A 24,673-nucleotide genomic window follows, 5' to 3' on the forward strand; every position below is an offset into this window, starting at 1 on the left:
TTAAGCCTTGAAGGATGTTCTGATGACTAAACCGGCATTTTTGATAACGATCGATACCGAGGGTGATAATCTGTGGCAAAAACACAGCAGCATCACCACTGAGAATGCGCGTTATCTCCCGCGATTTCAGGCGTTATGTGAGAAATATGGTTTTAAACCTGTTTATCTCACCAACTATGAAATGGCGATTGACCCTGCCTACGTTGAATTCGCGAAGGATGTCATTGCGCGAGGCACCGGGGAAGTCGGTATGCATCTGCATGCCTGGAACAGCCCGCCGGAAATTCCGCTAACGGATGACGACTGGCGTTTCAAGCCCTATCTGATTGAATATTCTGATGCGGTCATGAAAGACAAAGTCGTCTATATGACACGTCTGCTTGAAGAGACTTTCCAGACTAAAATGCGCAGCCATCGCGCCGGACGCTGGGCGTTTGATGAGCGCTATGCCCAGATGCTGATTGAGCTGGGTTATGAAGTCGACTGCTCGGTTACCCCGAAAGTGAACTGGCAGACGGCGAAAGGAGCACCGCAGGGGTCTGGAGGAACCGATTATCGACGCTTCCCTTCCCAGGCTTACTTCATCGACGAGAATGATATCAGCCGCGCAGGGGATTCATCGTTGCTTGAGGTGCCGATGAGCATTCAGTTCAAGCATGGTGCACTGCTTAACGCGGTGAAGCAGGCTTATGACAAGCTGCGAGGTAAAGTGCGCAGTCCTTCTGTGCACTGGCTGCGTCCTTCAGGGGGCAACGTGGCTACGATGCAAGACGTGGTGACCCGGACATTAGCGGACGGTAGTGATTACGTTGAGTATATGCTCCATTCTTCAGAGTATATGCCCGGCGGCAGTCCGACCTTTAAAACGCCGGACGATATAGAGCGTCTTTATGACTCTCTTGAGCACTTCTTTGCCTGGCTGCAGCCTCAGGTCCAGGGAATGACGCTGGCCGAGTACTACCAGCTCAAGCATCAACCCGCCTGACGGACGGGCAGGTGTAGCCCTGCCTGCTCAAAGGCCTGAACGACGTGCTGGATATAGTTATCCTCATAGAAACCTTCAATGGCGTGCTGGATGGTGCTGTTCGCGGGCAGCGATTTACCATCCACCACCTGCTGCAATAGCGTAACCAGTTCACCGGGCTTTTCCAGCGGATAAATATTGCCGTTAACGTTTTCTCTGATGATATCCCGAGGGCCAGTTCTACAATCTGAGCTTATTGCATATACGCCGTAGGAGCTGGCTTCGGCTATTGACATGCCAAACCCTTCATAATTGGATGTGCTCAGTAGACAGGTCACCCCGGAGAGGGTTGTTGAAATGTATTCCCACGGCCTGGTCTGCCATCCGTGCCAGCCGATGCGCGCGCTGATACCCAGGGATTCTGCCAGGGTTTGCAGTAACGATTTATCCTGGCCATCGCCAACGATATCCAACTGCCATTCCCCTTGCACCTGTGAAAGGGCTTCAAACAACCCGCGCATGTTTTTTTGCCCGTCGGCAATGACCCGGCCCACATAAATGAAGCGGGGAACGCCATTCGGGCGCGCAATGCAGAACGGGTGACGGGGCAGCGGATTATAAATGGTGGTGATCCGTCGACCCTCAATTCCCATCGCGATGAGCTGTTCTTTGATTTCTGTACTGATTGCCAGATGGTAGTCAGCACGCTGGACATATTCGGCTTTGTAAAGGTTATGTGTCGAAAAGTGCAGCCAGGAAAACGTCACCGGCTTATGGCGCGTGTAGCGACGTGCAATGTTGCTGATGAAGCAGGAGAGCGTGTCCAGTGCAATAATCAGCTCTGGTTTTTCCTGAGATATGATTTTTCGTAGCTTGTGGGCAAACGACAGGCGTCTGATCTTGGTGTGTTTAATCCCGGAGGTAATGCGGACATGACGATTGCCGCCCAGCCAGTCATCACTGACGTGACTACGCCCTTCCTTAAAGAAGACGAATGAAATATCGATACCGGGGTGCTGGCGACGTAGCAGACTGACCAGTGTGCTACAGACCGTTTCCATTCCGCCGAGGCCGCTGAGTTCATAACCCGCAATAATTATTTTGTTCAGATGCATGTTCGAAAGTTAGGGCCCCACCTGCGTCTGACCGCGATGGGGCATGTGAGCTTATGTGATCCCTGATGCCACGGGGGCTTCATCTTCGCGTTTGAACAGGATGATAGCACTTAGGATACCGATGGCATACGCAATGGATGCTTCGCGGCTAAAGAATATCACATCGCTCATCCCATAGGTCATTAAACTCAGCGTAATGACCATCAGTACCGGATTGCGCTGCTTCCAGGCGCACCAGAGTAACGAGGCGTGCATGAACAGCAGTGCGAGTACACCGAAGATTCCGCGTAGGGAGAAGTTTTCAATAATCTCGTTATGCAAATGTACATCTATAAAGGTAAGGGCCCCTTGTAGAGCTGGATCGTGTTGTACGGCAGCTTCGATCTCACGACTCCGGCTTTCTACGGACTCTCCCCAGGGAGCTGTCATCCCTGTATCCAACCCCACCTGAAACATCACGATACGAGAGCCGACAGATGTTAAATTATTATTATTGACCTGGATGGCATAAAGGTCATGGGTCAGAGAGCTGATCCGCTGTTCTATAGGCTTTTTGAGCAAATAACCTGCAATTATCAATAGACCCGCCAGGCACAACAGCATCTTAAGTAAGTGCTGCTTATTGACCTTAGGGTGAGTAAATGCAAGCAACAAACAGAGAATGGGATAGCTAAGGAGGGCTGAACGTGTCCCTGTGAATATCAGTACACTGTAGGTCAGGGCAATAGTTGCGGCAAAGAGAATATACCTGACCCAACCGTGCCGGTTGAGCACGGCATAGACCATAAAAATATCTATGACAGTGATGATGTAAGCAGCAATGGTGGCGCGATCGAAGCCCAGGTCTACCCTTTCGGTTGCGCTGACATGATATTGCCATGCAGCATACAGATTGACCAGCAGACCGCCTGCTATGAAGATGCCGTCAAGCAGCAGAGGATAACGCGGTAATTTAATGTTTGAAAAGATAAAGACCAGCAGGGCTAGTAGCAGCAGAATCCGACCAGAGGTGTCGTAGGCATTGTAGACGTCGTCAAAGGAACCCTTCTGCTTAAATACCGACAGCCAAATGAGAAATGTGAGCGCCAGAATAAGGATACCTAGTGTCGGGATGCCATTTTGCCGAGAAGCGATAATTTTGCGAGCCGAAAACAGTGCCAGCACAATAGCGATGTAACCAGCGGTATAGAAAAATTTCCGCGAGTGGACGGCATCGTAAAACATGAAGTATTGGCTAGCCAACATGGTGATAAAAGTCAGAAAGAACAACAAACCGCTGGAATAGCTATTTTTTAACGTTTGCATCAACAATATCCGAAATCCTGGCGTTGAACTCACAGATGAAGTTCTTGTAATCAAAGTGCTCTTCTACATATTTAAATGCGTTGTCGCGATAGTCTGCATAGGCAGAGCCTGCTATCTGCTGCACAGCGTTAGCAATAGCCTCCGGAGACATAAGCAAAGGTTCTACCAGAGTGTCACTGTACGGCGAGTAAACCTGATGCGGAAAATCAACGCTGATGCCGGTCTGTTCCTGATGCGCCGCGGGCGTTATCGTTGGCGTGATCCCGATACCGCAGACGCCGTCTTTCACTACCTCCGGTTGCCCGTCTATATTCGGGAAGATAACCGGAACACCGTAAAACAGCGCCTCCATGCAGGACAAACCGAACGGCTCGGTGACCGGCGTGCTGAGATAAATGTGAATATGGTTGAAGAACTGGCTCAAATCATCCTGGAAGCCTAAAAAATTCACGCAGTCGGTAATGTTAAGCTTTTCTGCTAACGCCCGGAAAGCTGCTTCATCCGGACCTTTACCCGCAATATCCAGCGTGACGTCGACGCCGCGATCGCGAAGGGCTTTGACCGCCAGAAGAGCAACGCTTATTCCCTTAAGGCCGACCAGGCGTGCAGCAATACCCAGCTTCAGCGGAGAGGTCAATGGCTTTGGACCACGCTCAATATTGGGAGGTGGCAAAATGCGGTTGATAACGGTTTGTACCGGACAGGTGAGATTGAAGCGTAGCTCCATGACGCGTTTCGAGGCCTTCGCGGCGGAAATACAGCCGTCCAGCATGGCAAAAAAACCAAGAGTTTTTGCGTTGTGCGCATATCGCCATGAGCAACCGTGGTCGTAATAAATGACCTTGCCCCGTGCAGGCTTGCCAGCAAAGCCGGGGATAAGATCCCAGACAATCACGGCTTCTGGATCCGCCAGCCACAGTTTTGTCTGCAGGGCGTATTTACGGGCAAACACCGGATATTTTAGTGTGAAAGCATTCAGCATCCGGTTTACAAAAACCACGTTCCTGTTCGCCAGATGCTGAGCGATTTCCGGACCAATTTTGTTGCTGATGCAGAATATAACGTCATTTTTTGCTGTATTATCATGAATGTACTGTAAAAAGAGTCGCTCAACGCCACCCATTTTTTCAAGATTAATGATATGTGCTTTACGCATTAAATTTCCCCGGATACGGAGCTAAATATCTGTTCGGCAGAGATATCCTGCATGGCTCCGGTAGTAGAGCGCACAACGTATTGGTTCTGCCCGTATCCACCAATAAGTCCAGGGTCCGTTGGACCATACAGAGTGTAATTTGGACGATTCAGTGCGGCAGTCAGATGGCTCAATCCGGTATCGACAGAGACCACGCATCGTGCCCCCGCCAGAACACGCGCCACTTGTTCGAGCGTCATGCGCGGTAATACCTCGGCCTCATCAATGCCTGCAGCCAGGCGTTTTGCTCGCGCCTCTTCATGCGGGGCTCCCCAGGGAAGCTTGATGTGCACACCGTTCCCGGCAAGGCGCTCCACGAGCTGTCGCCAGTGCGTTTCCGGCCAGTGTTTATCATCGCGGGTTGTGGCATGCAGAAATACCACATAGGGTGCGGTTTCAGAGGCCGTATTCTGTAAGAAATGCTGGGCGATAGCATAGTCGCCCTGGGTTTGCGGTTTTTCGTAGCCCAGGCTTTTAGCGAACAGCTCACGTGTTCTCTCGACGGCGTGCTGCGCTTTGGCAATATGGTGACGCTGGTTGTAGAACAGGCTCGCCAGCGGTTCGCGGGCGGTTTTCCAGTCCATGCCGTGCTTAATGCCGTGCGCCAGTCGGGTGACCAGCGCCGCACTTTTGACGAGGCCCTGAGCATCAATGATCGCATCATATTCCACCTCCTGGATTTTAGTCCGAAAGGCAAGACGCTCGGCTTTGATGGGGGCAGAAAACCATGCTTTACGCCAACGGCGTATAGCTACCGGTATGACGCGTTCAACGGCGGCATGCCAGCCAGGAATTTGTGCAAACCCCTCCTCCACAACCCAGTCAAAGCGGATCCCGGGGATGGCGTTCGCGGCATCGGTCAGGGCGGGCAGGGTGTGTAGGACATCCCCCATTGAAGAGGTTTTTACTATCAGAACCCGCATCCGTCAGGCTTCCTCACTCAACAGCAACTGGTTTAGTTCTTCCAGTACGCGCTCGGGGGTAATATCAATCAGGCTTTGGTGATAGCCTTCTGCAGCATCACCTTTACGCACCTTATGGTAGCCGCTGATCAGGCGAATAACGCGCGCCTTATGCGACAGTGGCGGCGTAAAATCCGGGCTGCTGGGGCCATACAGTGCGACCAGCGGGCGATCGAGCGCCGCTGCTACATGCATCAGACCAGAGTCATTGCTGACCACTGCCTGGCAGGCAGCAATGAGAATCACTGCCTGTTCCAGCTGGGTCTCGCCCGCCAGATTGCGGCACCAGGCCTGTTGTTCCATGCTGAGCGCGGCCAGGATGTCGTTACCCGCATCGTGATCCTTTGCCGAACCGAACAGCACAATCTGGAACCCTTCATCAATCAGCTGCTTCGCCAGCTCAGCATAGTGATAATGTGGCCAGCGTTTGGCCGGGCCAAATTCTGCTCCTGGGCAGAAACCTATCATCGGGCGCTCTGCTGAGAGCTTGAAAGTGCTGCAGGTCAGTGATTTCTCACCGTCGTTGACCTGAAGATGCGGCCACAGCAGCGGCTGAGGCAGATCTTTTGCGGAGTGCATCGCGCCTTTGTCGTAGGCTAAGGCAACGTAGCGCTCGACCATCAGCGGCCAGGCGTCTTTATCCAGCACCCGCGCGTCGTTAAGCAGGCCATAGCGCATTTCGCCACGCCAGCCGGTACGCAGAGGAATACCTGCGAAGAAAGGGACTAAGGCCGATTTGAAGGAGTTAGGCAGCACGTAAGCGCGATCGTAGCGACGTTCGCGCAGACTATGGCCAAGCCTACGCCGCTCACCTAATTCCAGCGCACCGTGGCCAAGCGGCATGGGAATGGCTTCATTAACTTCTGGCATACGCGATAAAAGCGGACGGCACCACGCGGGTGCCATCACGTCAATTATCGCCTGGGGATAGCGCGCCTTGAGCGTGCGATAGAGGCTTTGCGACATCATCATGTCGCCTACCCATGACGGGCCAATCACCAGTATTTTCATTGTATATCTTACGCGTCCTGGTTCAGCCAGGTCATGTATTCCGTCACACCTTCGGCGACGGTTTTAAACGGCTTATCGTAGCCCGCGGCACGCAGGTTGGTCAGATCGGCCTGAGTGAATGCCTGATAGCGGCCTTTCAGTTTATCCGGGAACGGAATGTATTCGATGCTGCCTTTCTGATGGTAAGCCAGCGTCGCATCCGCTACCGCCTGGAAGGATTCCGCGCGGCCGGTACCGAGGTTGAAGATGCCGGAAACGCCGTTTTCGAGGAACCACAGATTGACCGCGGCCACGTCGCCGACGTAAACGAAATCACGTTTGAAACTGTCGCTGCCTGTAAACAGTTTTGGACTTTCGCCGTTGTTCAACTGGGTATTCAGATGGAAAGCGACGCTTGCCATGCTGCCCTTGTGGCCTTCACGCGGACCGTACACGTTGAAATAACGGAAACCGACAATCTGTGAGTTCGCTTCCGGCAGGATCTGGCGGACATATTCATCAAACAGCAGCTTGGAGTAGCCATAGACGTTCAGCGGCTTCTCATATTCGCGAGACTCGATGAAGTCTGAAGTGCGACCGCCGTAGGTAGCAGCAGAAGAAGCGTACAGGAACGGGATTTCACGCTCCAGGCAGTAGTGCAGCACTTCTTTAGAGTACTGATAGTTGTTATCCATCATGTACTTGCCGTCCCACTCAGTGGTGGAGGAGCAGGCGCCTTCGTGGAAAATGGCTTCGATTTCACCAAACTCTTCACCGGCCATAATCTGGATTAAGAAGTCTTCTTTATCCATGTAATCGGCGATGCTCAGATCAACCAGATTGACGAATTTGGTGCCGTCTTTGAGGTTGTCGACCACCAGAATGTCAGTGATACCTTTATCATTCAGAGCTTTAACAATGTTGCTACCGATAAAGCCTGCGCCGCCAGTAACGATGATCATAACTGTAACCTTCGAATTGTGGAGTCCTGAGACAATCTCAGACGCTAATGTTTTCTATCATATCATCACATTGGTCCACTTTCAGCCATTCACCGACAACCTGTAGGGGGACGCGTGATTTATGCTACAAAAAATACACTTAGTACTGCGTCATCTCGTATAGATGTATAGGTTTGGGTAATATGTTCTAAATTTTGCCATATCTGGAGAGTTGCAATGCGTGGGGATTTTTACAAACAGTTAACGAATGACCTCGACACTGCACGTGCTGAAGGGTTGTTTAAAGAAGAGCGTATCATCACGTCTGCACAGCAGGCGGATATCACCGTGGGTCAGAGCCACGTTATTAACTTCTGCGCCAACAACTACCTTGGCCTGGCGAATCACCCGGCGCTAATCAGCGCCGCTAAAGCCGGGATGGACAGCCACGGCTTCGGTATGGCTTCCGTACGCTTCATCTGCGGAACCCAGGACACCCACAAAGTCCTCGAGAAGAAACTGGCTGATTTCCTGGGCATGGAAGACGCAATTCTGTACTCCTCCTGTTTCGATGCCAACGGCGGCCTGTTTGAAACGCTGCTGGGTGCCGAAGATGCCATCATCTCTGATGCACTGAACCACGCCTCCATTATTGATGGCGTGCGTCTGTGTAAAGCGAAGCGCTTCCGCTATGCCAATAACGATATGCAGGAGCTGGAAGCACGGCTGAAAGAAGCGCGTGAAGCGGGTGCCCGCCATGTGCTTATTGCTACAGACGGCGTGTTCTCCATGGATGGTGTCATCGCCAACCTGAAAGGGGTTTGCGATTTGGCAGACATTTACGATGCGCTGGTGATGGTTGATGACTCCCATGCGGTCGGATTCGTCGGTGCCAACGGCCGCGGCTCTCACGAATACTGCGAAGTGATGGGGCGTGTCGACATCATTACCGGTACGCTCGGCAAAGCGCTTGGCGGCGCTTCTGGTGGCTACACCGCGGCGCGTAAAGAAGTGGTTGAGTGGCTGCGTCAGCGCTCCCGTCCGTACCTGTTCTCCAACTCACTGGCTCCTGCCATCGTGGCGGCGTCAATCAAGGTGCTGGAGATGGTGGAGTCGGGTGCTGAACTTCGTGACCGTCTGTGGGCTAACGCGCGCCTGTTCCGTGAAAAAATGACCGCAGCGGGCTTTACCCTGGCCGGTGCCGATCACGCCATCATCCCGGTCATGCTGGGTGACGCGACCGTCGCTCAGGAGTTCGCGCGTGAACTGCAGAAAGAAGGTATTTATGTCACCGGGTTCTTCTATCCGGTAGTACCAAAAGGCCAGGCGCGTATTCGCACCCAGATGTCGGCTGCGCATACCCCTGAACAAATTGAACGGGCGGTGGAAGCCTTTACCCGCATCGGAAAACAACTGGGCGTCATTGCCTGAGGATGTGAGATGAAAGCGTTATCCAAACTGAAAGCGGAAGAAGGGATCTGGATGACCGACGTACCGGAACCGGAAGTCGGACATAACGATCTGTTAATTAAAATCCGTAAAACAGCCATCTGCGGCACTGACGTACACATCTATAACTGGGATGAATGGTCGCAAAAAACCATCCCGGTCCCTATGGTCGTTGGCCACGAATATGTTGGTGAAGTGGTTGGTATCGGTCAGGAAGTGAAGGGCTTTAAAATCGGCGATCGCGTCTCCGGTGAAGGCCACATTACCTGCGGACATTGCCGCAACTGCCGCGGTGGCCGCACTCATCTGTGCCGCAACACCACCGGCGTGGGCGTGAACCGCCCGGGCTGCTTCGCGGAATATCTGGTGATCCCGGCGTTCAACGCCTTTAAAATCCCGGACAATATCTCTGACGACCTGGCCTCCATCTTTGACCCGTTCGGCAACGCCGTACACACCGCGCTCTCCTTCGATCTGGTTGGCGAGGATGTGCTGGTGTCCGGTGCCGGCCCTATTGGCATCATGGCTGCTGCTGTGGCGAAACACGTGGGCGCACGTAATGTCGTGATCACCGACGTGAATGAGTATCGTCTTGAACTGGCTCGTAAAATGGGGATCACCCGTGCGGTCAACGTTTCCAAAGAAAACCTGACTGACGTCATGCACGAACTCGGTATGACAGAAGGGTTCGACGTCGGTCTGGAAATGTCCGGTGCGCCGCCGGCATTCCGCGCGATGCTCGATACCATGAACCACGGTGGCCGTATCGCGATGCTGGGTATTCCGCCGTCAGACATGTCCATCGACTGGACCAAAGTTATCTTTAAGGGATTGTTCATCAAGGGTATTTATGGCCGCGAGATGTTCGAAACCTGGTACAAGATGGCAGCGCTGATCCAGTCTGGCCTCGACCTGACCCCAATCATCACTCACCGCTTCGGTATTGATGATTTCCAGCAAGGTTTTGATGCCATGCGTTCAGGACAGTCAGGAAAAGTGATCCTGAGCTGGAATTAAATCTCGATCGCAATAGAACACCATTGCCAGCATATATTTTGCTGGCAATTTTTTAATTCCGTCACACTTTCCATACTCTTTTCCCGCATCCCATTTTTTGTACCCTGCAGATGGACATATTCTTTTTATAATAAGGATATCTGGCGGATAAATCATTGATGGGTGTTATGTTTAAACTTTCCGTATGCTTATTAACGTATAATTCTGAACGCTTATTACGCGAAGTCATTCCGCCGTTATTAATGGTTGCGGATGATATTGTCATTGTTGATTCCGGAAGTCATGATGACACACTGCGAATTTGCGCTTCCTTTGGGATCAAAGCGCATCATCACCCTTATGCAATGCACGGTGCGCAGATGAACCATGCCATTGCCCAGGCACAAAATAACTGGGTGCTCTGCATGGACAGTGACGAAATTCTGGATCAAAGCACCGTTGATGCCATTCTGGCGTTAAAAGCCGGTGAGACGCCCCCGCCGGAGAATGCCTGGCGACTACCGCGCTACTGGTATGTGCTGGGGCAGGAGGTCAGGACACTTTACCCGGTTTCATCACCTGATTTTCCAGTGCGACTCTTTAATCGCCGTTCTGCCTCTTTTAATAACCGCCCGGTGGACGATCAGGTGGAAGGAGATATTCATACGGAAATATTACCAGGTCATGTCCGCCACGACACCTTTTATTCACTCCATGAAGTTTTTAATAAATTAAATACCTACACGACAAGGCTTGTAAAATATAACAAGATCCGCCCGTCGATTGGCCGGGGTGTGATCAGTGCGATTGGGGCATTTTTTAAATGGTACCTGTTCAGCGGCGCATGGCGACGCGGGAAGGTGGGGGCGGTCACCGGTATTTACGCCACTTTTTATAGTTTTTTAAAATATTTTAAAGCCTGGTATCAGCATCAGGAGCAAAAAAAATCCGTGGCAGAAACGCGCACGGATTCTCATCTTACCTGATATACCCAAAATAATTTGAGTTGCAGGAAAGCCAACACACCTGCAACTTGAAGTATGACGGGTATAGCCGCTCAGGCCTTTTTATTCCAGCCCTGCCACTGCTGCTGGTAATACTGGAGCAGCGTACTCTGGCTGATACTTTCACTCAGCACCGTGAAGAAGTGCGTTGCGTATACCGGCTGTAGTTTCTGCTTCGGCTTGCACAGGCTCACGCCGCGGAACGGATTGCGCGGTGGCGTCGGCGGTACGGCTTTCGGCGGTGCGGTGTTTGGCGTAGAAGTATCAATCTGTGGTTCATTCAGCAGGCTGCTCGGACGCACGAGCGTGATATCCGGCGGCAGGTTATAAAGCATCTGCTGCAGTACCCGCACGGTAGAAGGATGCGGATGACCAATCGCGATGGCCGAGCCGTTGCGTCGCGCCAGCTGGATAGCCCGATTGAACTGTACGCGAATATCCGCTTCGTTCTGCGTATCATCGAGGAAGACTTTACGCTTAATCACCTTCACACCGGTGCCGCTGGCGGCACGCATGGCCTGGCTGTTGCCGATGGTCATGCTGTCGAGGAAGTAAAGGTTATAGCGGCTCAGTGCCTGCATCACTTTTTCCATACCCGGCAGGCTGGAGGTCATGGCGCTGCCCATATGGTTGTTGAGTCCCACGGCGAACGGTACCTTCGCGACGGCATCCTGGATAATGCGTGCCACCTCTTCCTGGCTCATTTCCGGGCGCAGGGTGTCTTTCTCCAGAGGCTGTTTGCTCAGCGGGGCCATCGGCAGGTGGATCAGGACTTCATGCCCGGCGTTATGCGCTTTGGTTGCCATTTCACGAGCGTGAGGGGCATTGGGCAGAACGGCGACGGAGATCGTGGCGGGCATTGCCAGCACCTGATTTTCCGTCTGCGGGCGATAACCGAAGTCATCAATAACAATGGCAAGCTTTCCGGCAAACGCCGGGGAGGCCAGCGCCAGCGAACCGGCGATGGAGAGTGCTATTCGACGAAATTGAAGCAAAACTTATCTTCCCAACCACGGCTGTGGATTGACCGCCTGACCCTGGCGACGAATTTCGAAATAGAGTGACGGGCGGCCCTGACCGCCACTGCTGCCCACGAGGGCAATCGGCTGACCAGCACGAACCTGAGTGCCGACGCTGACCAGCGCGCTCTGGTTGTAGCCATACAGGCTCATGTCGCCTTTACCGTGCTCGACCACCACCACAAGGCCATAGCCCTGCAGCCAGTCGGCGAGGATCACGCGACCATCGGCGATAGCTTTGACCTCGGTGCCTTCTGAAGCACCGATAACCATCCCCTTCCAACGTAGCTCACCTTGCAGCTGTTCGCCAAATCGATGCAGCGTAGGGCCGCGAACCGGCCAGAAAGCCTGACCGCGTGGTGCGCCGAGACCGCCGGTGCGCGACATCAGCGAACGTTCGCTTTCGGTCGGTTTGTACGTGGTGCCTTTACGCGAAGCATCCTGCTGGCGATCGCGTACCGCCTGCGCTTCACGGGCTTCCCGCTCCGCCCGCGCTTTGGCGGCGGCTTCGGCCTGGGCGATGCGGTTACGCATGCGGGATTCGTTGGCGCGCATTTCGCTCAGCTGCTGCTGACCCTCCTGAATGGAGGACTCCAGCCCGGCAAGCGTCTTTTTACGCTCGTTACGCGCCTGCTCAAGCTTCGCCTGCTGCGCCTGCTGATCGTAGAGCAGCGTTTGCTGCTGGCTTTGTTTCTCTTCAAGCTCGGCTTTTTGCGAAGCGACCTCTTCGCGGGTTTGCTTCAACTGACCAATCGTTTCCTGACGAGCCTGGTTGAGGTAACCGAAGTAGGCCTGCAGGCGCTGCCCGCGCTGGCTCTCTTCACCGCTCAGGATAAGCTGAAGGCCGGTATGTTCGCCCTGGCGAAACGCGGCATCCAGCTGAGCGGCAAGGTTGCGTTCCTGTTGCGCTTTTTGACGCTCCAGTTTGGCGATAGAGGCATTCATCTCATCAATTTGTTTGTTGAGCTGGGCGAGGGTGTTCTGCGTTTCGCGCAGTTTGCGGGCGGCAGCGGAAATGGCTTCTTCCTGCGCCTTCAACTGGGCGAGCAGGGAAGCACGTTGCTGCTGTTGTTGGCGTACCGCGCGCTCTTTAGTCGCGATATCGGCCTGAATAGATTGCAACTGCGCGCGGTCATCCGCGTGGGCGGAAGCGGCGCACAGCAATACGCCAGCGCTGAGCGCGCTGGCGTAAAGGACTGACCTGACTGACGTCGCGGTCAATGTTAATGAATAGATCGCCTTTCCCCTCATGGGGAGGGATTATTCCACGATGAACAGCGGCTTACCAGTCATCTCTTGCGGGATTTCCATTCCCATCAGCGTCAGCATAGTCGGCGCGATGTCGGAAAGTTTACCGCCGTCAATAGCCTTAACGGTTTTGGCGCCAACGTAAATCAGCGGAACCGGCAGGTTGGTGTGCGCAGTGTGCGCCTGACCGGTGGACGGGTCACGCATCTGCTCAGCGTTGCCGTGATCGGCGGTGATCAGCAGCTGACCATCAACGGATTCAACGGCTTTCGCCACTTCACCGATACAGTGGTCGAGCGCTTCAACCGCCTTCACTGCCGCATCGAAGACGCCGGTATGACCGACCATGTCACCGTTCGGGTAGTTACAGATGATGGTGTCGTACTTACCGCTCTTGATAGCCGCGACCAGTTTTTCCGTCAGCTCGGCGGAGCTCATTTCCGGCTGCAGATCGTAAGTCGCAACTTTCGGGGAATTGACAAGAATGCGGTCTTCACCCGCGAACGGCTCTTCAACGCCGCCGTTAAAGAAAAAGGTGACGTGGGCATATTTCTCGGTTTCGGAAATACGCAGCTGGGTTTTGTCGTTTTTCGCCATCCACTCGCCGAGGGTATTTGCCAGTGAAGTTGGCGGATAGGCGCAGGCGGTTTTGATGTCGGCCGCATATTCAGTCAGCATCACGAAGTCCAGATTCACGACTTTCTTACGCACGAAACCGTCGAAATCGGCATTCACGAACGCACGGGTGATTTCACGCGCGCGGTCAGCACGGAAGTTCATGAAAATCAGCGCGTCGCCGTCTTCCATGGCAGCATCTTCCTGCCCTTCAGTACGGATCACACTGGCTTTAACGAATTCGTCGTTTTCATTACGCGCGTAAGCGGCTTCAAGGGCTTCTACCGCCGTCGGGAACTGGAATTCGCCTTTCGCCAGCGTCATCAGGTCGTACGCCTGTTCAACGCGGTCCCAGCGGTTGTCACGATCCATGGCGTAGTAACGGCCAATGATGGAAGCAACGCGGCCTTTACCCAGCGCGGCGAATTTATCTTCAAACGCCTGCAGAGAGGATTTCGCGCTACGCGGCGGCGTGTCACGACCGTCAAGGAAAGCGTGCAGATAGATTTTTTCTGCTCCACGTTCGGCGGCCAGTTCAACCATCGCCATGATGTGCTCTTCGTGGCTGTGAACGCCACCGGCAGACAGCAGGCCCATGATGTGCACGGCTTTTCCTGCGCTCACGGCTTTGTCTACTGCACCACCCAGAACCGGGTTGGCGAAGAAGGTGCGGTTTTTGATTTCAACATCAAGGCGGGTCAGGTCCTGATACACGATGCGGCCCGCGCCAAGGTTGACGTGACCCACTTCGGAGTTACCCATCTGGCGGTCCGGCAGACCCACTTCCAGCCCGGAGGCGTCAATCAGGGTATGCGGACGTTTGGCCCACAGGCCATCAATAACCGGGGTTTTAGCGGAGAAAATGGCGTTATCCTGCTGGTCTTCACGGTAGCCGTAGCCATCCATAATCACCAGAACCATAGGTTTTTTTGAAACCGACATTGCGACAACCTCATGCTCAAAGACAAAATAATTGCGTAATTTTACTACAGCTGAATCGATCAAACAGCCTCAGAAGATCAAAAAAGCGGTAGAGTCAGGCAAAGCGCATGCGTGTTTTCTGTGATTTTTCTCGGTCGAGGCCGCAGAAAAATGATTAGCTGATACTGGCTGGCTGTATTTGCACCGGAGCGCAGGTATACTCATGCCCTGGTTTTTTAATCACTACGTCGGGAGTTGTTACCCCCCATGCAAGAAATTATGCAATTTGTTAGCCGCCATCCGGTTCTGAGCATTGCCTGGATTGGTTTACTGGCAGCTGTACTGTTCACCACCTTCAAAGGGCTGACTTCGAAAGTTAAAGTTATCACCCGTGGCGAAGCGACCCGTCTTATCAATAAAGAAGAAGCCGTCGTGGTGGATTTACGCCAGCGTGATGATTTCCGTAAAGGCCACATCGCTGGTTCTGTGAACCTGCTGCCAACCGAAATCAAAGCAAATAACCTGGGCGAACTGGAAAAACACAAATCTAAACCCATTATAGTGGTTGATGGTTCAGGTGTTCAGGCTCAGGAGCCAGCAACTGCGCTCATCAAAGCCGGTTTTGAGAACGTTTGTGTCCTGAAAGACGGTATCTCAGGCTGGAGCGGGGAAAACCTGCCTTTAGTTCGCGGAAAATAAGGAACGAAGTGATGGCCAATATCGAGATCTACACCAAAGCAACCTGCCCGTTTTGCCACCGCGCGAAAGCGCTGTTGAACAGCAAAGGCGTGACTTTCCACGAGCTGCCGATAGACGGCGACGCGCAGAAACGCGAAGAGATGATTCAACGTAGTGGCCGCACGACGGTTCCGCAGATTTTTATTGATGCACAGCACATTGGCGGCTGTGATGACTTGTATGCGCTGGACGCGCGTGGTGGACTTGATCCCCTGCTCAGCTAATGCGTTTTTAAGGACATAACACTAAGGGTTTTTACATGTCAGAACAAAATACCGGAGAAATGACTTTCCAGATCCAGCGTATCTATACGAAGGATGTTTCCTACGAAGCGCCGAATGCGCCGCACGTTTTCCAGAAAGACTGGCAGCCAGAGGTTAAACTTGATCTTGATACGGCTTCCACCCAACTGGCGGATGGCGTATACGAAGTGGTTCTGCGTGTGACCGTTACTGCTTCTCTGGGTGAAGATACGGCATTCCTGTGTGAAGTTCAGCAGGGCGGCATCTTCTCCATTGAAGGGATTGATGGTAACCAGCTGGCGCATTGCCTGGGTGCATACTGCCCGAACATCCTGTTCCCGTATGCACGCGAGTGCGTAACCAGCCTGGTTTCTCGCGGTACTTTCCCGCAACTGAACCTTGCGCCGGTGAACTTTGATGCGCTGTTCATGAACTATCTGCAGCAGCAAGCTGGCGAAGGCGCTGAACAACATCAGGATGCCTGATGAACGCATTTAATGCTTCAATGACAGTGATCGGTGCCGGTTCTTACGGCACCGCCCTTGCCATAACGCTTGCAAGAAATGGCCACCACGTTGTGCTGTGGGGCCATGACCCAAAACACATCGCGAAACTGCAGCAAGACCGCTGTAACGTCGCCTTCCTCCCTGATGTTCCCTTCCCGGACACGCTCCACCTTGAAAGCTCGCTCTCAACCGCGCTTGCGGCTAGTCGCGATATTCTGGTGGTGGTGCCAAGCCATGTGTTTGGCGACGTGCTGCAGCAGATAAAACCGCTGATGCGCCCTGATGCGCGTCTGGTATGGGCAACCAAAGGGCTGGAAGCCGAAACCGGCCGCCTGTTGCAGGACGTGGCGAGAGAAGTGCTGGGCGATGATATTCCGCTGGCGGCGATTTCTGGCCCGACCTTCGCCAAAGAGCTGGCCGCCGGAATGCCGACGGCGATTTCACTCGCCTCGACCTCGGCGGAATTTGCCGACGATCTTCAGCAGTTGCTGCACTGCGGCAAAAGCTTCCGCGTTTATATCAACCCGGATTTCATCGGCGTACAGCTCGGTGGTGCGGTGAAAAACGTGATTGCGATTGGCGCCGGGATGTCCGACGGCATTGGCTTTGGCGCTAACGCGCGTACGGCGCTTATCACCCGTGGTCTGGCAGAGATGTCCCGACTCGGCGCGGCGCTTGGCGCAGACCCAGCCACCTTTATGGGAATGGCGGGGCTCGGCGATTTAGTGCTGACCTGTACCGACAACCAGTCGCGTAACCGCCGCTTTGGCATGATGCTCGGTCAGGGCATGGATGTGCAGGGCGCGCAGGACAAGATTGGTCAGGTGGTTGAAGGCTACCGCAACACCAAAGAAGTGAGGGCGCTTGCCCATCGTTTTGGGGTGGAAATGCCAATAACTGAGGAAATTTATCAGGTATTGTATTGCGGAAAAAACGCGCGCGAGGCAGCATTGACCTTATTAGGTCGTGCACGCAAGGACGAGCGTAGCAACCACTAAAGCGCAGGGACCTTTGTCACTCAACGACCCGGCCAGCGAAGAGCTGGCCGGTCGTATCGATATCCTCTGGAGTAAGCAATGCCGTGTGAAGAACTGGAAATTGTCTGGAACAATATTAAAGCCGAAGCCCGGGCGCTGGCCGACTGTGAACCGATGCTCGCCAGTTTCTATCACGCCACGCTACTCAAGCACGAAAATCTGGGCAGCGCGCTGAGCTATATGCTCGCGAACAAGCTTGCGTCGCCTATCATGCCCGCTATCGCCATTCGTGAAGTGGTGGAAGAAGCCTATGCGGCCGACCCGGAGATGATCGCCTCTGCGGCCTGCGACATCCAGGCTGTGCGCACCCGTGACCCGGCGGTAGATAAATACTCCACGCCGCTGCTCTATTTAAAAGGTTTCCACGCGCTGCAGGCCTATCGTATCGGTCACTGGTTGTGGAATCAGGGGCGCCGTGCGCTGGCGATTTTCCTGCAAAATCAGGTATCCGTGTCCTTCCAGGTGGATATCCACCCGGCGGCGAAAATTGGCCGCGGCATCATGCTCGACCACGCGACGGGAATTGTGGTGGGTGAGACCGCCGTTATCGAAAACGACGTCTCGATCCTGCAGTCTGTCACTCTCGGCGGGACGGGTAAAACCAGCGGCGACCGCCACCCGAAAATCCGTGAAGGGGTGATGATTGGCGCGGGCGCGAAGATCCTCGGCAACATTGAAGTGGGGCGCGGCGCGAAGATTGGCGCCGGTTCGGTGGTACTGCAACCCGTGCCACCACACACCACTGCCGCTGGCGTACCGGCGCGCATCGTCGGTAAGCCTGACAGCGATAAGCCAGCCATGGATATGGATCAGCACTTCAACGGCATTCACCATACCTTTGAGTATGGCGACGGTATTTAGCTTCTGAGGACGGCGCCAGGATAACCCAGCTGGCGCCAGGCTTCATACACCACCACCGACACCGCGTTCGACAGGTTCATACTGCGGCTGTCCGGCATCATTGGAATGCGAATTTTTTGCTCCTGCGGCAGCGCGTCGAGAATTGAGGCGGGCAGTCCACGCGTTTCCGGGCCAAACATCAGAAAATCACCGTCCTGATAGCTCACCGCGCTGTGGGCAGGTGTGCCTTTGGTGGTCAGGGCAAACAAGCGCTGCGGATTTTCAGCGGCAAAAAACGCCTCATAATTCGCGTGGCGAGTGACGGCGGTAAATTCGTGATAGTCCAGCCCTGCGCGACGCAGGCGTTTGTCATCCCAGGCAAAGCCCATCGGCTCAATGATATGCAAACGAAAGCCGGTGTTGGCACACAAGCGGATGATATTGCCGGTATTGGGTGGGATTTCTGGTTCGAATAAAACGATATTTAACATGCTGCCCCCTTAATTGCGGGGGCAGAATAGCAGAATTTGCCGATTACCGCGCTGCGAGTTGGTTTAGCTCCTGCACCAGCGAATCACGGCTGATGTCGGCTATCGACTTCGCGCCGGTCAGGGTCATCGCCACCTTCATCTCTTTCTCAATCAGATTGAGTAAATTTGCCACACCTTCACGGCCATGCGTGGCGAGGGCGTAAAGGTATGCACGGCCAAGCAGCACGCTGTCGGCCCCGAGCGCAATCATCCGTACGACGTCCAGGCCGTTGCGGATCCCGCTGTCGGCAAGGATAGTAATATCGCCTTTTACCGCGTCGGCAATAGCCGGAAGGGCGCGAGCGGAGGAGAGTACGCCATCGAGCTGACGTCCGCCGTGGTTTGACACCACAATACCATCGGCGCCGAAACGCACGGCATCCCGTGCATCTTCCGGGTCGAGGATCCCTTTGATCACCATCGGCCCGTCCCAGAATTCGCGGATCCATTCGAGGTCTTTCCACGAAATGGACGGATCAAAGTTGTTCGCCAGCCAGCCGATGTAGTCCTCAAGCCCCGTCGGTTTACCGAGGTAGGTGGAGATGTTGCCGAGGTCATGCGGGCGGCCGTTGAGGCCAACGTCCCAGGCCCACTGGGGATGGGTCATCGCCTGCCAGTAGCGGCGCATGGCAGCGTTCGGGCCGCTCATCCCGGAGTGGGCATCGCGGTAGCGCGCGCCCGGCGTTGGCATATCTACGGTGAACACCAGCGTAGAACATCCCGCCGCTTTAGCACGCTCCAGGGCGTTGCGCATAAAACCGCGATCGCGCAGCACATACAGCTGGAACCACATCGGGCGCTTGATGGTTGGGGTAACCTCTTCAATCGGACACACCGACACGGTGGAAAGCGTAAACGGGATCCCTTTGTCGTCGGCAGCCCCTGCAGCCTGCACTTCACCCCGACGGGCGTACATGCCGCATAAACCAACCGGTCCCAACGCTACCGGCATCGACAGCTTCTCGTTGAACAGCGTCGTTTCAAGGCTCAGGTCGGACATATTCTTAAGCACTCGCTGGCGAAGCGCTACCTGCGACAGGTCTTCGACGTTACGGCGCAGCGTGTGTTCGGCGTAGGCGCCGCCGTCGATGTAATGGAACAGGAATGGCGGCAGGATACGTTGTGCCGCTGCCCGGTAGTCGCTTGCTGCTGAGATAATCATCGTATTTCTCCCTGTTAATCAGACCGTATCGCCGGGCAGACGGGTGATACGCGCCTGACGGGCCTGGTCTTCATCAAAACGTTTAATGGTGGTGTGGACAAACCCCAGATGGGCCATCATCGCCTGGCGCGCCGCTTCCGCATCTCCGGCAAGAATAGCGTCCAGCACCGCCTGATGCTGCTCGGTTAATTTGGCAAAGACCGGTGGCACAAGGTACATCCGCTGACGGCTTTGCTTCACTGAAGACTGTAGAACATCGAAGAAGCCACGCATGGTTTGCAGCAGCACCACGTTGTGCGAAGCCTCGGCAATGGCGAGGTGAAAACGCACATCGGCCTGAGAGGCGATATCCGGATCTTCACTTTGGGTGGCTTCAAAACAGAGGCGGATTTTTTCTTTATCGGCGTCGCTGGCGCGCATCGCCGCGTGCCATGCCGTGCTGGCCTCGATGGCATGGCGCGCTTCGAGGATATCGAAGCTGTAATCCGGGTCATCGGCCATCAAGGTTTTCAGCGGCTGAACGATGTTTTGTTCAGACCAGGTTTCGTGCTGCCAGCGTACAAAGGTGCCACCGCCGCGACGGCTCAGGAGCAGCCCCTCATTCACCAGCTGCGCCAGCGCTTCGCGCAGTGAGTTGCGCGAAACGCCAAGCTGAACGGCCAGCTGGCGCTCGGCGGGCAAGCGCATGCCCGCCTCCAGCTGTTGTGCTTTAATCAGCGCCCGTATACGGTCTGCGACATCATCTGCCAGGCGTTTGGGCATCACTATCATGGGATCATCCAGGTTAATACATAAGCCTGAAGCGTGGTGATAACGCCCACCATGCAGGTGAAAATCAGGCTGTGTTTGACGGTAAAGCGGAACAGATCGGACTCTTTCCCGACCAGACCAACCGCTGCGCAGGCAATGGCGATGGACTGCGGAGAGATCATCTTGCCGGTTACGCCCCCGGTGGTGTTAGCAGCCACCATCAGCACGTCGGAAACGCCGATCTGCTGCGCCGCGGTGGCCTGCAGCGCGGCGAACAGCGCATTCGACGAGGTATCGGAGCCGGTCAGGAAGACGCCAAGCCAGCCCAGGAACGGCGAGAAGAACGGGAACGCGCTGCCGGTATGCGCCAGTGCCAGCGCCAGCGTCGAAGAGAGTCCGGAGTAGTTCGAGATAAAGGCGAAGGCCAGCACCATGCCGATGGAGTAGATCGGCAGCGCCAGGTCTTTCAGCGTGTGGCCGAACGTCATCACCGCGTCTTTAGGCTTCATACGCAGCCAGATAACCGAAAGGATAGCGGCAAACAGAATGGCCGTACCGGTGGCGGAGAACCAGTCGAATTTATATACCGCGGCGTACGGTGTGGCGGCGTGCACCACCGGCGGCATGCGCGCAACCAGCTTGTCGAGATACGGCACGGAGATGTTAATGACCATGTCATACAGCGCGCCACCTGGTGCAAATAGCGCTTTAAAAGGCGGAATGCTCCAGAGCGTAACGGTGGCGGTCAGGAACAGGAACGGCGACCATGCGCGGATAACCTGGCCTGCGGTGTAGCGCGTACGGGCCAGAGTCAGGTCAACCTGTGAAGCGCCCATATCGGCAAAGCGGAAGATGCGCACCGGCTGCCAGCGTTTGAGGAACAGAGTCAGACACACCAGCGAAACCAGCGACGAGATAATGTCCGGCAGCTCCGGGCCAAGGAAGTTTGAACTGAGGTACTGGGCGATAGCAAACGAGCCACCGGCAACCATCACCGCGGGCCAGGTCTCTTTCACTCCGCGCCAGCCGTCCATAATCGCCATGATCCAGAACAGGACGATAATCGTCAGGAACGGCAGCTGGCGGCCCACCATCTGGCCGATTTCAAAGCTGTCGAGCCCGGTGACCTGGCCTGCAACCAGAATTGGGATCCCCATGGCGCCAAAAGCGACCGGGGCGGTGTTAACAATCAGGCACAGGCCAGCGGCGTACAGCGGATTAAACCCCAGGCCGACCAGCAGGGCGGCGGTGATCGCGACCGGCGCGCCAAACCCGGCAGCCCCTTCGAGGAATGCGCCAAAGGAGAAGCCGACGATCAGCATCTGCAGGCGCTGGTCCGGGGTGATGGAAAGTATTGATGATCGGATGATGTCGAACTGCCCGGTTTTGACCGAGATTTTATAGACAAAGACCGCGGCGATAATTATCCACGCGATTGGCCACAGGCCGTAAAAGAAGCCGTAGACAACGGAGGCCAGCGCATGATCTACCGGCATTTTGTAGAACAACAGGGCGACCAGCAGCGCGATGCCAACCGTCCAGCTGGCAGCCACGTAGCCTTTCAGCTTGAGCTTAATCAGCGCGAAGAAGAAAAAGATTATCGGTAATGCCGCAATCAGGCTCGACAGCCAGATGTTCCCGGCCGGGTCATAGTTTTGTTGCCAGAGGTTCATGCAGGTCTCCAGTGGGCCATAACAAATCCGCCGGGAGTCTTTGCTCTTTATGTCGGCGTGCGATGTTTGTAAAAGTGGCCCTGCCAATGGTCTATTGTAGGGGTAATGCCAATGGATGGTTAATCAAATGTTGCTCATCGGCAACGAGTTTGTGATGTGATTTGCTGGAATTGTGAACGGCTGGACGGATTGTTCAGGGATTGGTTGGGCCAATTGGCGGGGGAGGCGGTGAGACCGGGCAGCGCAGCGCCACCCGGTGCAGAGTCAGAACTCCGTCTTCGAAAAACCGGTCATCTCTTGCAGGCCCATTTCGCGGCCCAGCGCGGTCATCGGGTGGACAATCACCAGACCGCGAACGGTTTTCTTCAGTTTACCCATATCGGCCTGCTCTTTTTTGGTAATGGCACGGCGGAACGGCAACTTCTGTAATTTTTGCGCTTCTTTGCTCAGCTTCTGGCTATGAACGTCACGCAGGCGAGCGATCTCAGCTTCGATAGTCGCTTTTTCTTTTTCCAGTTCGGCATACTTTTCAGCGCCTTCAACCAGAGACATATCGGCCTGCTGGTGGCGAATGGCATCAAGGCGATCGCTCAGACGCTTGATTTCGTTCTTTTCGATTTCTTTCATGACAATTAACTCTAAAAACGCGGGAGATAACGGCAAGGATACACGATTGTGGGCGGGCTTACTTCTGAAACGCTTTTTTTAAGCTGATTCGGGAAATCAGCTCAGTCAGGGAAAGAACCATGGTGGAACGAACGACCTGCTGGTAGCGCTGTTTTTGCATCGCCAGTAGCTCGGGGTCGCTATTGTCCAGAAGCGGCGTTGGGGGCAGTGCGGTAACGCAGTGCAGTTCGCCGAAGGGGCCGAGGATTTCGTCATCGGTAAACGCGTAGTCACTGCCGTCGTGATTCAGCTCTTCACGCAGCGCCATCAGCAGCTCAGCGTCTTCATACTCGGCGCGGCTAATCATTCCCAGGCCGTAGATGAGCTTCAGACGCACGGAAAGCTCGCCCAGCGGCCCGTCGCCGTCAAGCAACGGTTCCACAGCATATTTCACCGCATAATCGTCTTTGCGAAACACCTGAAGCACCAGAATATTCACGGCCTCGGTCAGCAGCTCCACGGCGGCTATCAGGAAACCGCGTACGGTTTTGCCAGCATTCAGACGTTCAAGCACACGGTTTTCAAAGGCCTGCGTTTCTTCCATTATTGCCTGCATATCTGACAACTTTATCAATGGGCGCGGATAGCTCCGCGCCAGTTCTGCCATCATTTGGTTGCGTTGTATGCGTTAACCGCCTCCGCCACCACGTCGCTATTTGCCTCAAGCCCGGATACCTGCGCGAGTGCCGCCTGTGGGCCTTTCTCGGTGATGAGTTGTGCCAGCTCCTGTGCCTGCGGATCCTCTTTGCTGCGGTAATGCATCGCAGCGGCAATGCCTTTCACCAGGTTCACGTGTGGCAGACCATATTCCAGCGTGCCCAAAAGCGGTTTGATAAGACGGTCGCCTGCGCTCAGTTTACGCAGCGGCTGACGGCCTACACGCTCAACGTCATCTTTCAGATACGGGTTTTCAAAGCGACCGAGGATTTTCTGGATATAGGCGGCGTGTTTTGCCGGATCAAAACCATAACGCTTGATAAGTACCGCACCGCTTTCTTCCATCGCTCCTTTTACCACTGCCCGAATTTTTTCATCGAGAATGGCGTCACGGATTGTCTGATGCCCGGTCTGCTGTCCGAGGTACGCGGTTATAGCATGGCCGGTGTTCAGCGTGAAGAGCTTACGTTCGACAAATGCCATCAGGTTATCAGTTAATTCCATTCCCGGAATTTCCGGAAGAGTGCCTTTAAACTGAGTTTTGTCGACAATCCACTCGCTGAAGGTTTCCACGGTAACTTCCAGCGGATCGTGAGTGGCAGAAGCCGATGGCGGAACAATGCGGTCAACGGCGGAATCAACGAAGCCAACGTGCGCTTCTACCCAGGCTTTATCTTCATCAGCCAGGGCGTTCATCACGTGGCCTTTAAGCTGGGTCGTACCGCGCACCATGTTTTCGCAGGCGATGATGTTCAGCGGGGTATTCACACCCTGCGCTTTACGTTTAGCGAGGCCTTTGGCAATAGCGGGGGCGATGCGCTCCAGCACAACCGGACCGACGGCGGTGGTGACCAGATCGACTTCGGCAATCAGCTCGACCACTTCATCACCGATACTGCTGACGGCGTTGACGCCAGAGACGGTATCGACCTGCTCGTTTTCACCGACCACATGAACCTGATAGCTATGACGGGCATTCAGGGCGTCGAGCACCACCTGGTTTACATCGGCGAACGTCAGCGTTACGCCAGCATCTGCCAGCAGTTTGCCGATGAAGCCACGTCCGATATTACCTGCGCCAAAATGTAATGCTTTCATAGTATTAACCTTCAATCATGTTTTTTACCCGAGAGGGCTGGGGTGAGGGA

The 24,673-nt window shown here is 54.6% G+C and carries 25 protein-coding genes; 9 read left to right on the plus strand and 16 right to left on the minus strand.

Going from position 1 to position 24,673, the window contains the following annotated elements; translation table 11 throughout:
• The first annotated feature begins 22 nt into the window (after positions 1–22).
• Positions 23–985 (plus strand): polysaccharide deacetylase family protein, encoded by a 963-nt coding sequence (locus GYRE_RS05370; RefSeq protein ID WP_006817766.1) that lies wholly within the window; start codon positions 23–25, stop codon positions 983–985.
• Here GYRE_RS05370 and GYRE_RS05375 read toward each other — a convergent pair.
• From GYRE_RS05375 to rfaD, 6 genes are read right to left on the minus strand one after another with little or no spacing between them, the layout of a single operon-like run.
• Complete coding sequence (locus GYRE_RS05375; RefSeq protein WP_038253633.1) at positions 973–2,079, minus strand: glycosyltransferase; 1,107 nt, start codon at positions 2,077–2,079, stop codon at positions 973–975. The genes GYRE_RS05370 and GYRE_RS05375 overlap by 13 nt on opposite strands.
• Positions 2,080–2,130: 51 nt before the next feature.
• The gene (locus GYRE_RS05380) at positions 2,131–3,384 is read right to left on the minus strand and encodes an O-antigen ligase family protein (RefSeq protein ID WP_038253636.1); all 1,254 of its coding nucleotides are present in this window, start codon (positions 3,382–3,384) and stop codon (positions 2,131–2,133) included.
• Positions 3,365–4,540 carry a glycosyltransferase gene (locus GYRE_RS05385; RefSeq protein ID WP_038253638.1) on the minus strand — a complete coding sequence of 392 codons (1,176 nt, stop codon included), beginning with the start codon at positions 4,538–4,540 and terminating at the stop codon, positions 3,365–3,367. Before GYRE_RS05385 ends, GYRE_RS05380 begins: the two co-directional genes overlap by 20 nt.
• Positions 4,540–5,502: a lipopolysaccharide heptosyltransferase RfaC gene (gene rfaC / locus GYRE_RS05390; RefSeq protein WP_038253640.1), complete on the minus strand. Its 963-nt coding sequence runs from the start codon at positions 5,500–5,502 to the stop codon at positions 4,540–4,542. Before rfaC ends, GYRE_RS05385 begins: the two co-directional genes overlap by 1 nt.
• Before the next feature lie 3 nt (positions 5,503–5,505).
• Positions 5,506–6,552 (minus strand): ADP-heptose--LPS heptosyltransferase RfaF, encoded by a 1,047-nt coding sequence (gene rfaF / locus GYRE_RS05395; protein ID WP_038253643.1) that lies wholly within the window; start codon positions 6,550–6,552, stop codon positions 5,506–5,508.
• A gap of 8 nt (positions 6,553–6,560) precedes the next feature.
• Complete coding sequence (gene rfaD, locus GYRE_RS05400) at positions 6,561–7,493, minus strand: ADP-glyceromanno-heptose 6-epimerase (protein ID WP_006817760.1); 933 nt, start codon at positions 7,491–7,493, stop codon at positions 6,561–6,563.
• Between the two features lie 216 nt (positions 7,494–7,709).
• Between rfaD and kbl the strand changes: the two genes are divergently transcribed.
• The 3 genes from kbl to GYRE_RS05415 all read left to right on the plus strand — a co-directional run bounded on the left by kbl (position 7,710) and on the right by GYRE_RS05415 (position 10,903).
• Positions 7,710–8,903 (plus strand): glycine C-acetyltransferase, encoded by a 1,194-nt coding sequence (kbl, locus tag GYRE_RS05405; protein WP_038253647.1) that lies wholly within the window; start codon positions 7,710–7,712, stop codon positions 8,901–8,903.
• Positions 8,904–8,912: 9 nt separating this feature from the next.
• Positions 8,913–9,938, plus strand: coding sequence for an L-threonine 3-dehydrogenase (gene tdh / locus GYRE_RS05410; RefSeq protein WP_038253650.1), 1,026 nt, complete (start codon positions 8,913–8,915; stop codon positions 9,936–9,938).
• A gap of 167 nt (positions 9,939–10,105) precedes the next feature.
• Complete coding sequence (locus GYRE_RS05415) at positions 10,106–10,903, plus strand: glycosyltransferase family 2 protein (protein WP_038253821.1); 798 nt, start codon at positions 10,106–10,108, stop codon at positions 10,901–10,903.
• Positions 10,904–10,974: 71 nt separating this feature from the next.
• Here the strand turns inward: GYRE_RS05415 and GYRE_RS05420 are convergent, their stop codons facing one another.
• From GYRE_RS05420 to gpmM, 3 genes are read right to left on the minus strand one after another with little or no spacing between them, the layout of a single operon-like run.
• A complete protein-coding gene (locus tag GYRE_RS05420) occupies positions 10,975–11,916 on the minus strand; it encodes a divergent polysaccharide deacetylase family protein (RefSeq protein ID WP_038253653.1) in 942 nt (313 codons plus the stop codon).
• 3 nt (positions 11,917–11,919) lie between these two features.
• Positions 11,920–13,191, minus strand: coding sequence for a murein hydrolase activator EnvC (envC, locus tag GYRE_RS05425; RefSeq protein ID WP_038253655.1), 1,272 nt, complete (start codon positions 13,189–13,191; stop codon positions 11,920–11,922).
• 9 nt (positions 13,192–13,200) lie between these two features.
• A complete protein-coding gene (gpmM, locus tag GYRE_RS05430; RefSeq protein WP_038253657.1) occupies positions 13,201–14,745 on the minus strand; it encodes a 2,3-bisphosphoglycerate-independent phosphoglycerate mutase in 1,545 nt (514 codons plus the stop codon).
• Positions 14,746–14,991: 246 nt separating this feature from the next.
• Here gpmM and GYRE_RS05435 point away from each other — a divergent pair, with 246 nt between their 5' ends.
• From GYRE_RS05435 to cysE, 5 genes are all read left to right on the plus strand, one after another.
• A complete protein-coding gene (locus tag GYRE_RS05435; RefSeq protein WP_006817752.1) occupies positions 14,992–15,423 on the plus strand; it encodes a rhodanese-like domain-containing protein in 432 nt (143 codons plus the stop codon).
• 11 nt (positions 15,424–15,434) lie between these two features.
• Positions 15,435–15,686 carry a glutaredoxin 3 gene (gene grxC / locus GYRE_RS05440; protein ID WP_006817751.1) on the plus strand — a complete coding sequence of 84 codons (252 nt, stop codon included), beginning with the start codon at positions 15,435–15,437 and terminating at the stop codon, positions 15,684–15,686.
• A gap of 35 nt (positions 15,687–15,721) precedes the next feature.
• A complete protein-coding gene (gene secB / locus GYRE_RS05445) occupies positions 15,722–16,189 on the plus strand; it encodes a protein-export chaperone SecB (protein WP_006817750.1) in 468 nt (155 codons plus the stop codon).
• On the plus strand, positions 16,189–17,208 hold the full coding sequence (gpsA, locus tag GYRE_RS05450) for an NAD(P)H-dependent glycerol-3-phosphate dehydrogenase (protein WP_006817749.1): 1,020 nt from the start codon (positions 16,189–16,191) through the stop codon (positions 17,206–17,208). Before secB ends, gpsA begins: the two co-directional genes overlap by 1 nt.
• A 78-nt stretch (positions 17,209–17,286) precedes the next feature.
• Positions 17,287–18,108, plus strand: coding sequence for a serine O-acetyltransferase (gene cysE, locus GYRE_RS05455; protein ID WP_006817748.1), 822 nt, complete (start codon positions 17,287–17,289; stop codon positions 18,106–18,108).
• Here the strand turns inward: cysE and trmL are convergent.
• The 7 genes from trmL to mtlD form a co-directional block, all read right to left on the minus strand.
• Positions 18,105–18,578, minus strand: a complete 474-nt coding sequence (gene trmL, locus GYRE_RS05460) for a tRNA (uridine(34)/cytosine(34)/5-carboxymethylaminomethyluridine(34)-2'-O)-methyltransferase TrmL (protein WP_006817747.1) — start codon at positions 18,576–18,578, stop codon at positions 18,105–18,107. The genes cysE and trmL overlap by 4 nt on opposite strands.
• Positions 18,579–18,621: 43 nt before the next feature.
• Positions 18,622–19,779 (minus strand): FMN-dependent L-lactate dehydrogenase LldD, encoded by a 1,158-nt coding sequence (gene lldD, locus GYRE_RS05465; RefSeq protein WP_038253658.1) that lies wholly within the window; start codon positions 19,777–19,779, stop codon positions 18,622–18,624.
• 18 nt (positions 19,780–19,797) lie between these two features.
• Positions 19,798–20,550, minus strand: coding sequence for a transcriptional regulator LldR (gene lldR / locus GYRE_RS05470; protein WP_006817745.1), 753 nt, complete (start codon positions 20,548–20,550; stop codon positions 19,798–19,800).
• Entirely contained in the window at positions 20,547–22,202 is a 1,656-nt protein-coding gene (lldP, locus tag GYRE_RS05475) for an L-lactate permease (protein ID WP_006817744.1), read from the minus strand. Before lldP ends, lldR begins: the two co-directional genes overlap by 4 nt.
• A 264-nt stretch (positions 22,203–22,466) precedes the next feature.
• Positions 22,467–22,829 (minus strand): YibL family ribosome-associated protein, encoded by a 363-nt coding sequence (locus tag GYRE_RS05480; protein ID WP_006817743.1) that lies wholly within the window; start codon positions 22,827–22,829, stop codon positions 22,467–22,469.
• A 58-nt stretch (positions 22,830–22,887) separates the two neighbouring features.
• The gene (gene mtlR, locus GYRE_RS05485) at positions 22,888–23,475 is read right to left on the minus strand and encodes a mannitol operon repressor MtlR (RefSeq protein WP_087943241.1); all 588 of its coding nucleotides are present in this window, start codon (positions 23,473–23,475) and stop codon (positions 22,888–22,890) included.
• Positions 23,475–24,623: a mannitol-1-phosphate 5-dehydrogenase gene (gene mtlD / locus GYRE_RS05490; RefSeq protein ID WP_006817741.1), complete on the minus strand. Its 1,149-nt coding sequence runs from the start codon at positions 24,621–24,623 to the stop codon at positions 23,475–23,477. The genes mtlR and mtlD overlap by 1 nt, the downstream gene beginning before the upstream one ends.
• Between the last annotated feature and the right edge of the window lie 50 nt (positions 24,624–24,673).

Origin of the sequence: Yokenella regensburgei ATCC 49455, assembly GCF_000735455.1 — a bacterium.
In the GTDB taxonomy this organism is placed as follows: Bacteria; Pseudomonadota; Gammaproteobacteria; order Enterobacterales; family Enterobacteriaceae; genus Yokenella; species Yokenella regensburgei.

Bases quoted from the DNA above. Each gene is read 5' to 3' on its own strand.
- GYRE_RS05370 (WP_006817766.1), top strand. From the start codon at position 23: ATGACTAAACCGGCATTTTTGATAACGATCGATACCGAGGGTGATAAT.
- GYRE_RS05375 (WP_038253633.1), bottom strand. From the start codon at position 2,079: ATGCATCTGAACAAAATAATTATTGCGGGTTATGAACTCAGCGGCCTC.
- GYRE_RS05380 (WP_038253636.1), bottom strand. From the start codon at position 3,384: ATGCAAACGTTAAAAAATAGCTATTCCAGCGGTTTGTTGTTCTTTCTG.
- GYRE_RS05385 (WP_038253638.1), bottom strand. From the start codon at position 4,540: ATGCGTAAAGCACATATCATTAATCTTGAAAAAATGGGTGGCGTTGAG.
- rfaC (WP_038253640.1), bottom strand. From the start codon at position 5,502: ATGCGGGTTCTGATAGTAAAAACCTCTTCAATGGGGGATGTCCTACAC.
- rfaF (WP_038253643.1), bottom strand. From the start codon at position 6,552: ATGAAAATACTGGTGATTGGCCCGTCATGGGTAGGCGACATGATGATG.
- rfaD (WP_006817760.1), bottom strand. From the start codon at position 7,493: ATGATCATCGTTACTGGCGGCGCAGGCTTTATCGGTAGCAACATTGTT.
- kbl (WP_038253647.1), top strand. From the start codon at position 7,710: ATGCGTGGGGATTTTTACAAACAGTTAACGAATGACCTCGACACTGCA.
- tdh (WP_038253650.1), top strand. From the start codon at position 8,913: ATGAAAGCGTTATCCAAACTGAAAGCGGAAGAAGGGATCTGGATGACC.
- GYRE_RS05415 (WP_038253821.1), top strand. From the start codon at position 10,106: ATGTTTAAACTTTCCGTATGCTTATTAACGTATAATTCTGAACGCTTA.
- envC (WP_038253655.1), bottom strand. From the start codon at position 13,191: ATGAGGGGAAAGGCGATCTATTCATTAACATTGACCGCGACGTCAGTC.
- gpmM (WP_038253657.1), bottom strand. From the start codon at position 14,745: ATGTCGGTTTCAAAAAAACCTATGGTTCTGGTGATTATGGATGGCTAC.
- GYRE_RS05435 (WP_006817752.1), top strand. From the start codon at position 14,992: ATGCAAGAAATTATGCAATTTGTTAGCCGCCATCCGGTTCTGAGCATT.
- grxC (WP_006817751.1), top strand. From the start codon at position 15,435: ATGGCCAATATCGAGATCTACACCAAAGCAACCTGCCCGTTTTGCCAC.
- secB (WP_006817750.1), top strand. From the start codon at position 15,722: ATGTCAGAACAAAATACCGGAGAAATGACTTTCCAGATCCAGCGTATC.
- gpsA (WP_006817749.1), top strand. From the start codon at position 16,189: ATGAACGCATTTAATGCTTCAATGACAGTGATCGGTGCCGGTTCTTAC.
- cysE (WP_006817748.1), top strand. From the start codon at position 17,287: ATGCCGTGTGAAGAACTGGAAATTGTCTGGAACAATATTAAAGCCGAA.
- trmL (WP_006817747.1), bottom strand. From the start codon at position 18,578: ATGTTAAATATCGTTTTATTCGAACCAGAAATCCCACCCAATACCGGC.
- lldD (WP_038253658.1), bottom strand. From the start codon at position 19,779: ATGATTATCTCAGCAGCAAGCGACTACCGGGCAGCGGCACAACGTATC.
- lldR (WP_006817745.1), bottom strand. From the start codon at position 20,550: ATGATAGTGATGCCCAAACGCCTGGCAGATGATGTCGCAGACCGTATA.
- lldP (WP_006817744.1), bottom strand. From the start codon at position 22,202: ATGAACCTCTGGCAACAAAACTATGACCCGGCCGGGAACATCTGGCTG.
- GYRE_RS05480 (WP_006817743.1), bottom strand. From the start codon at position 22,829: ATGAAAGAAATCGAAAAGAACGAAATCAAGCGTCTGAGCGATCGCCTT.
- mtlR (WP_087943241.1), bottom strand. From the start codon at position 23,475: ATGGCAGAACTGGCGCGGAGCTATCCGCGCCCATTGATAAAGTTGTCA.
- mtlD (WP_006817741.1), bottom strand. From the start codon at position 24,623: ATGAAAGCATTACATTTTGGCGCAGGTAATATCGGACGTGGCTTCATC.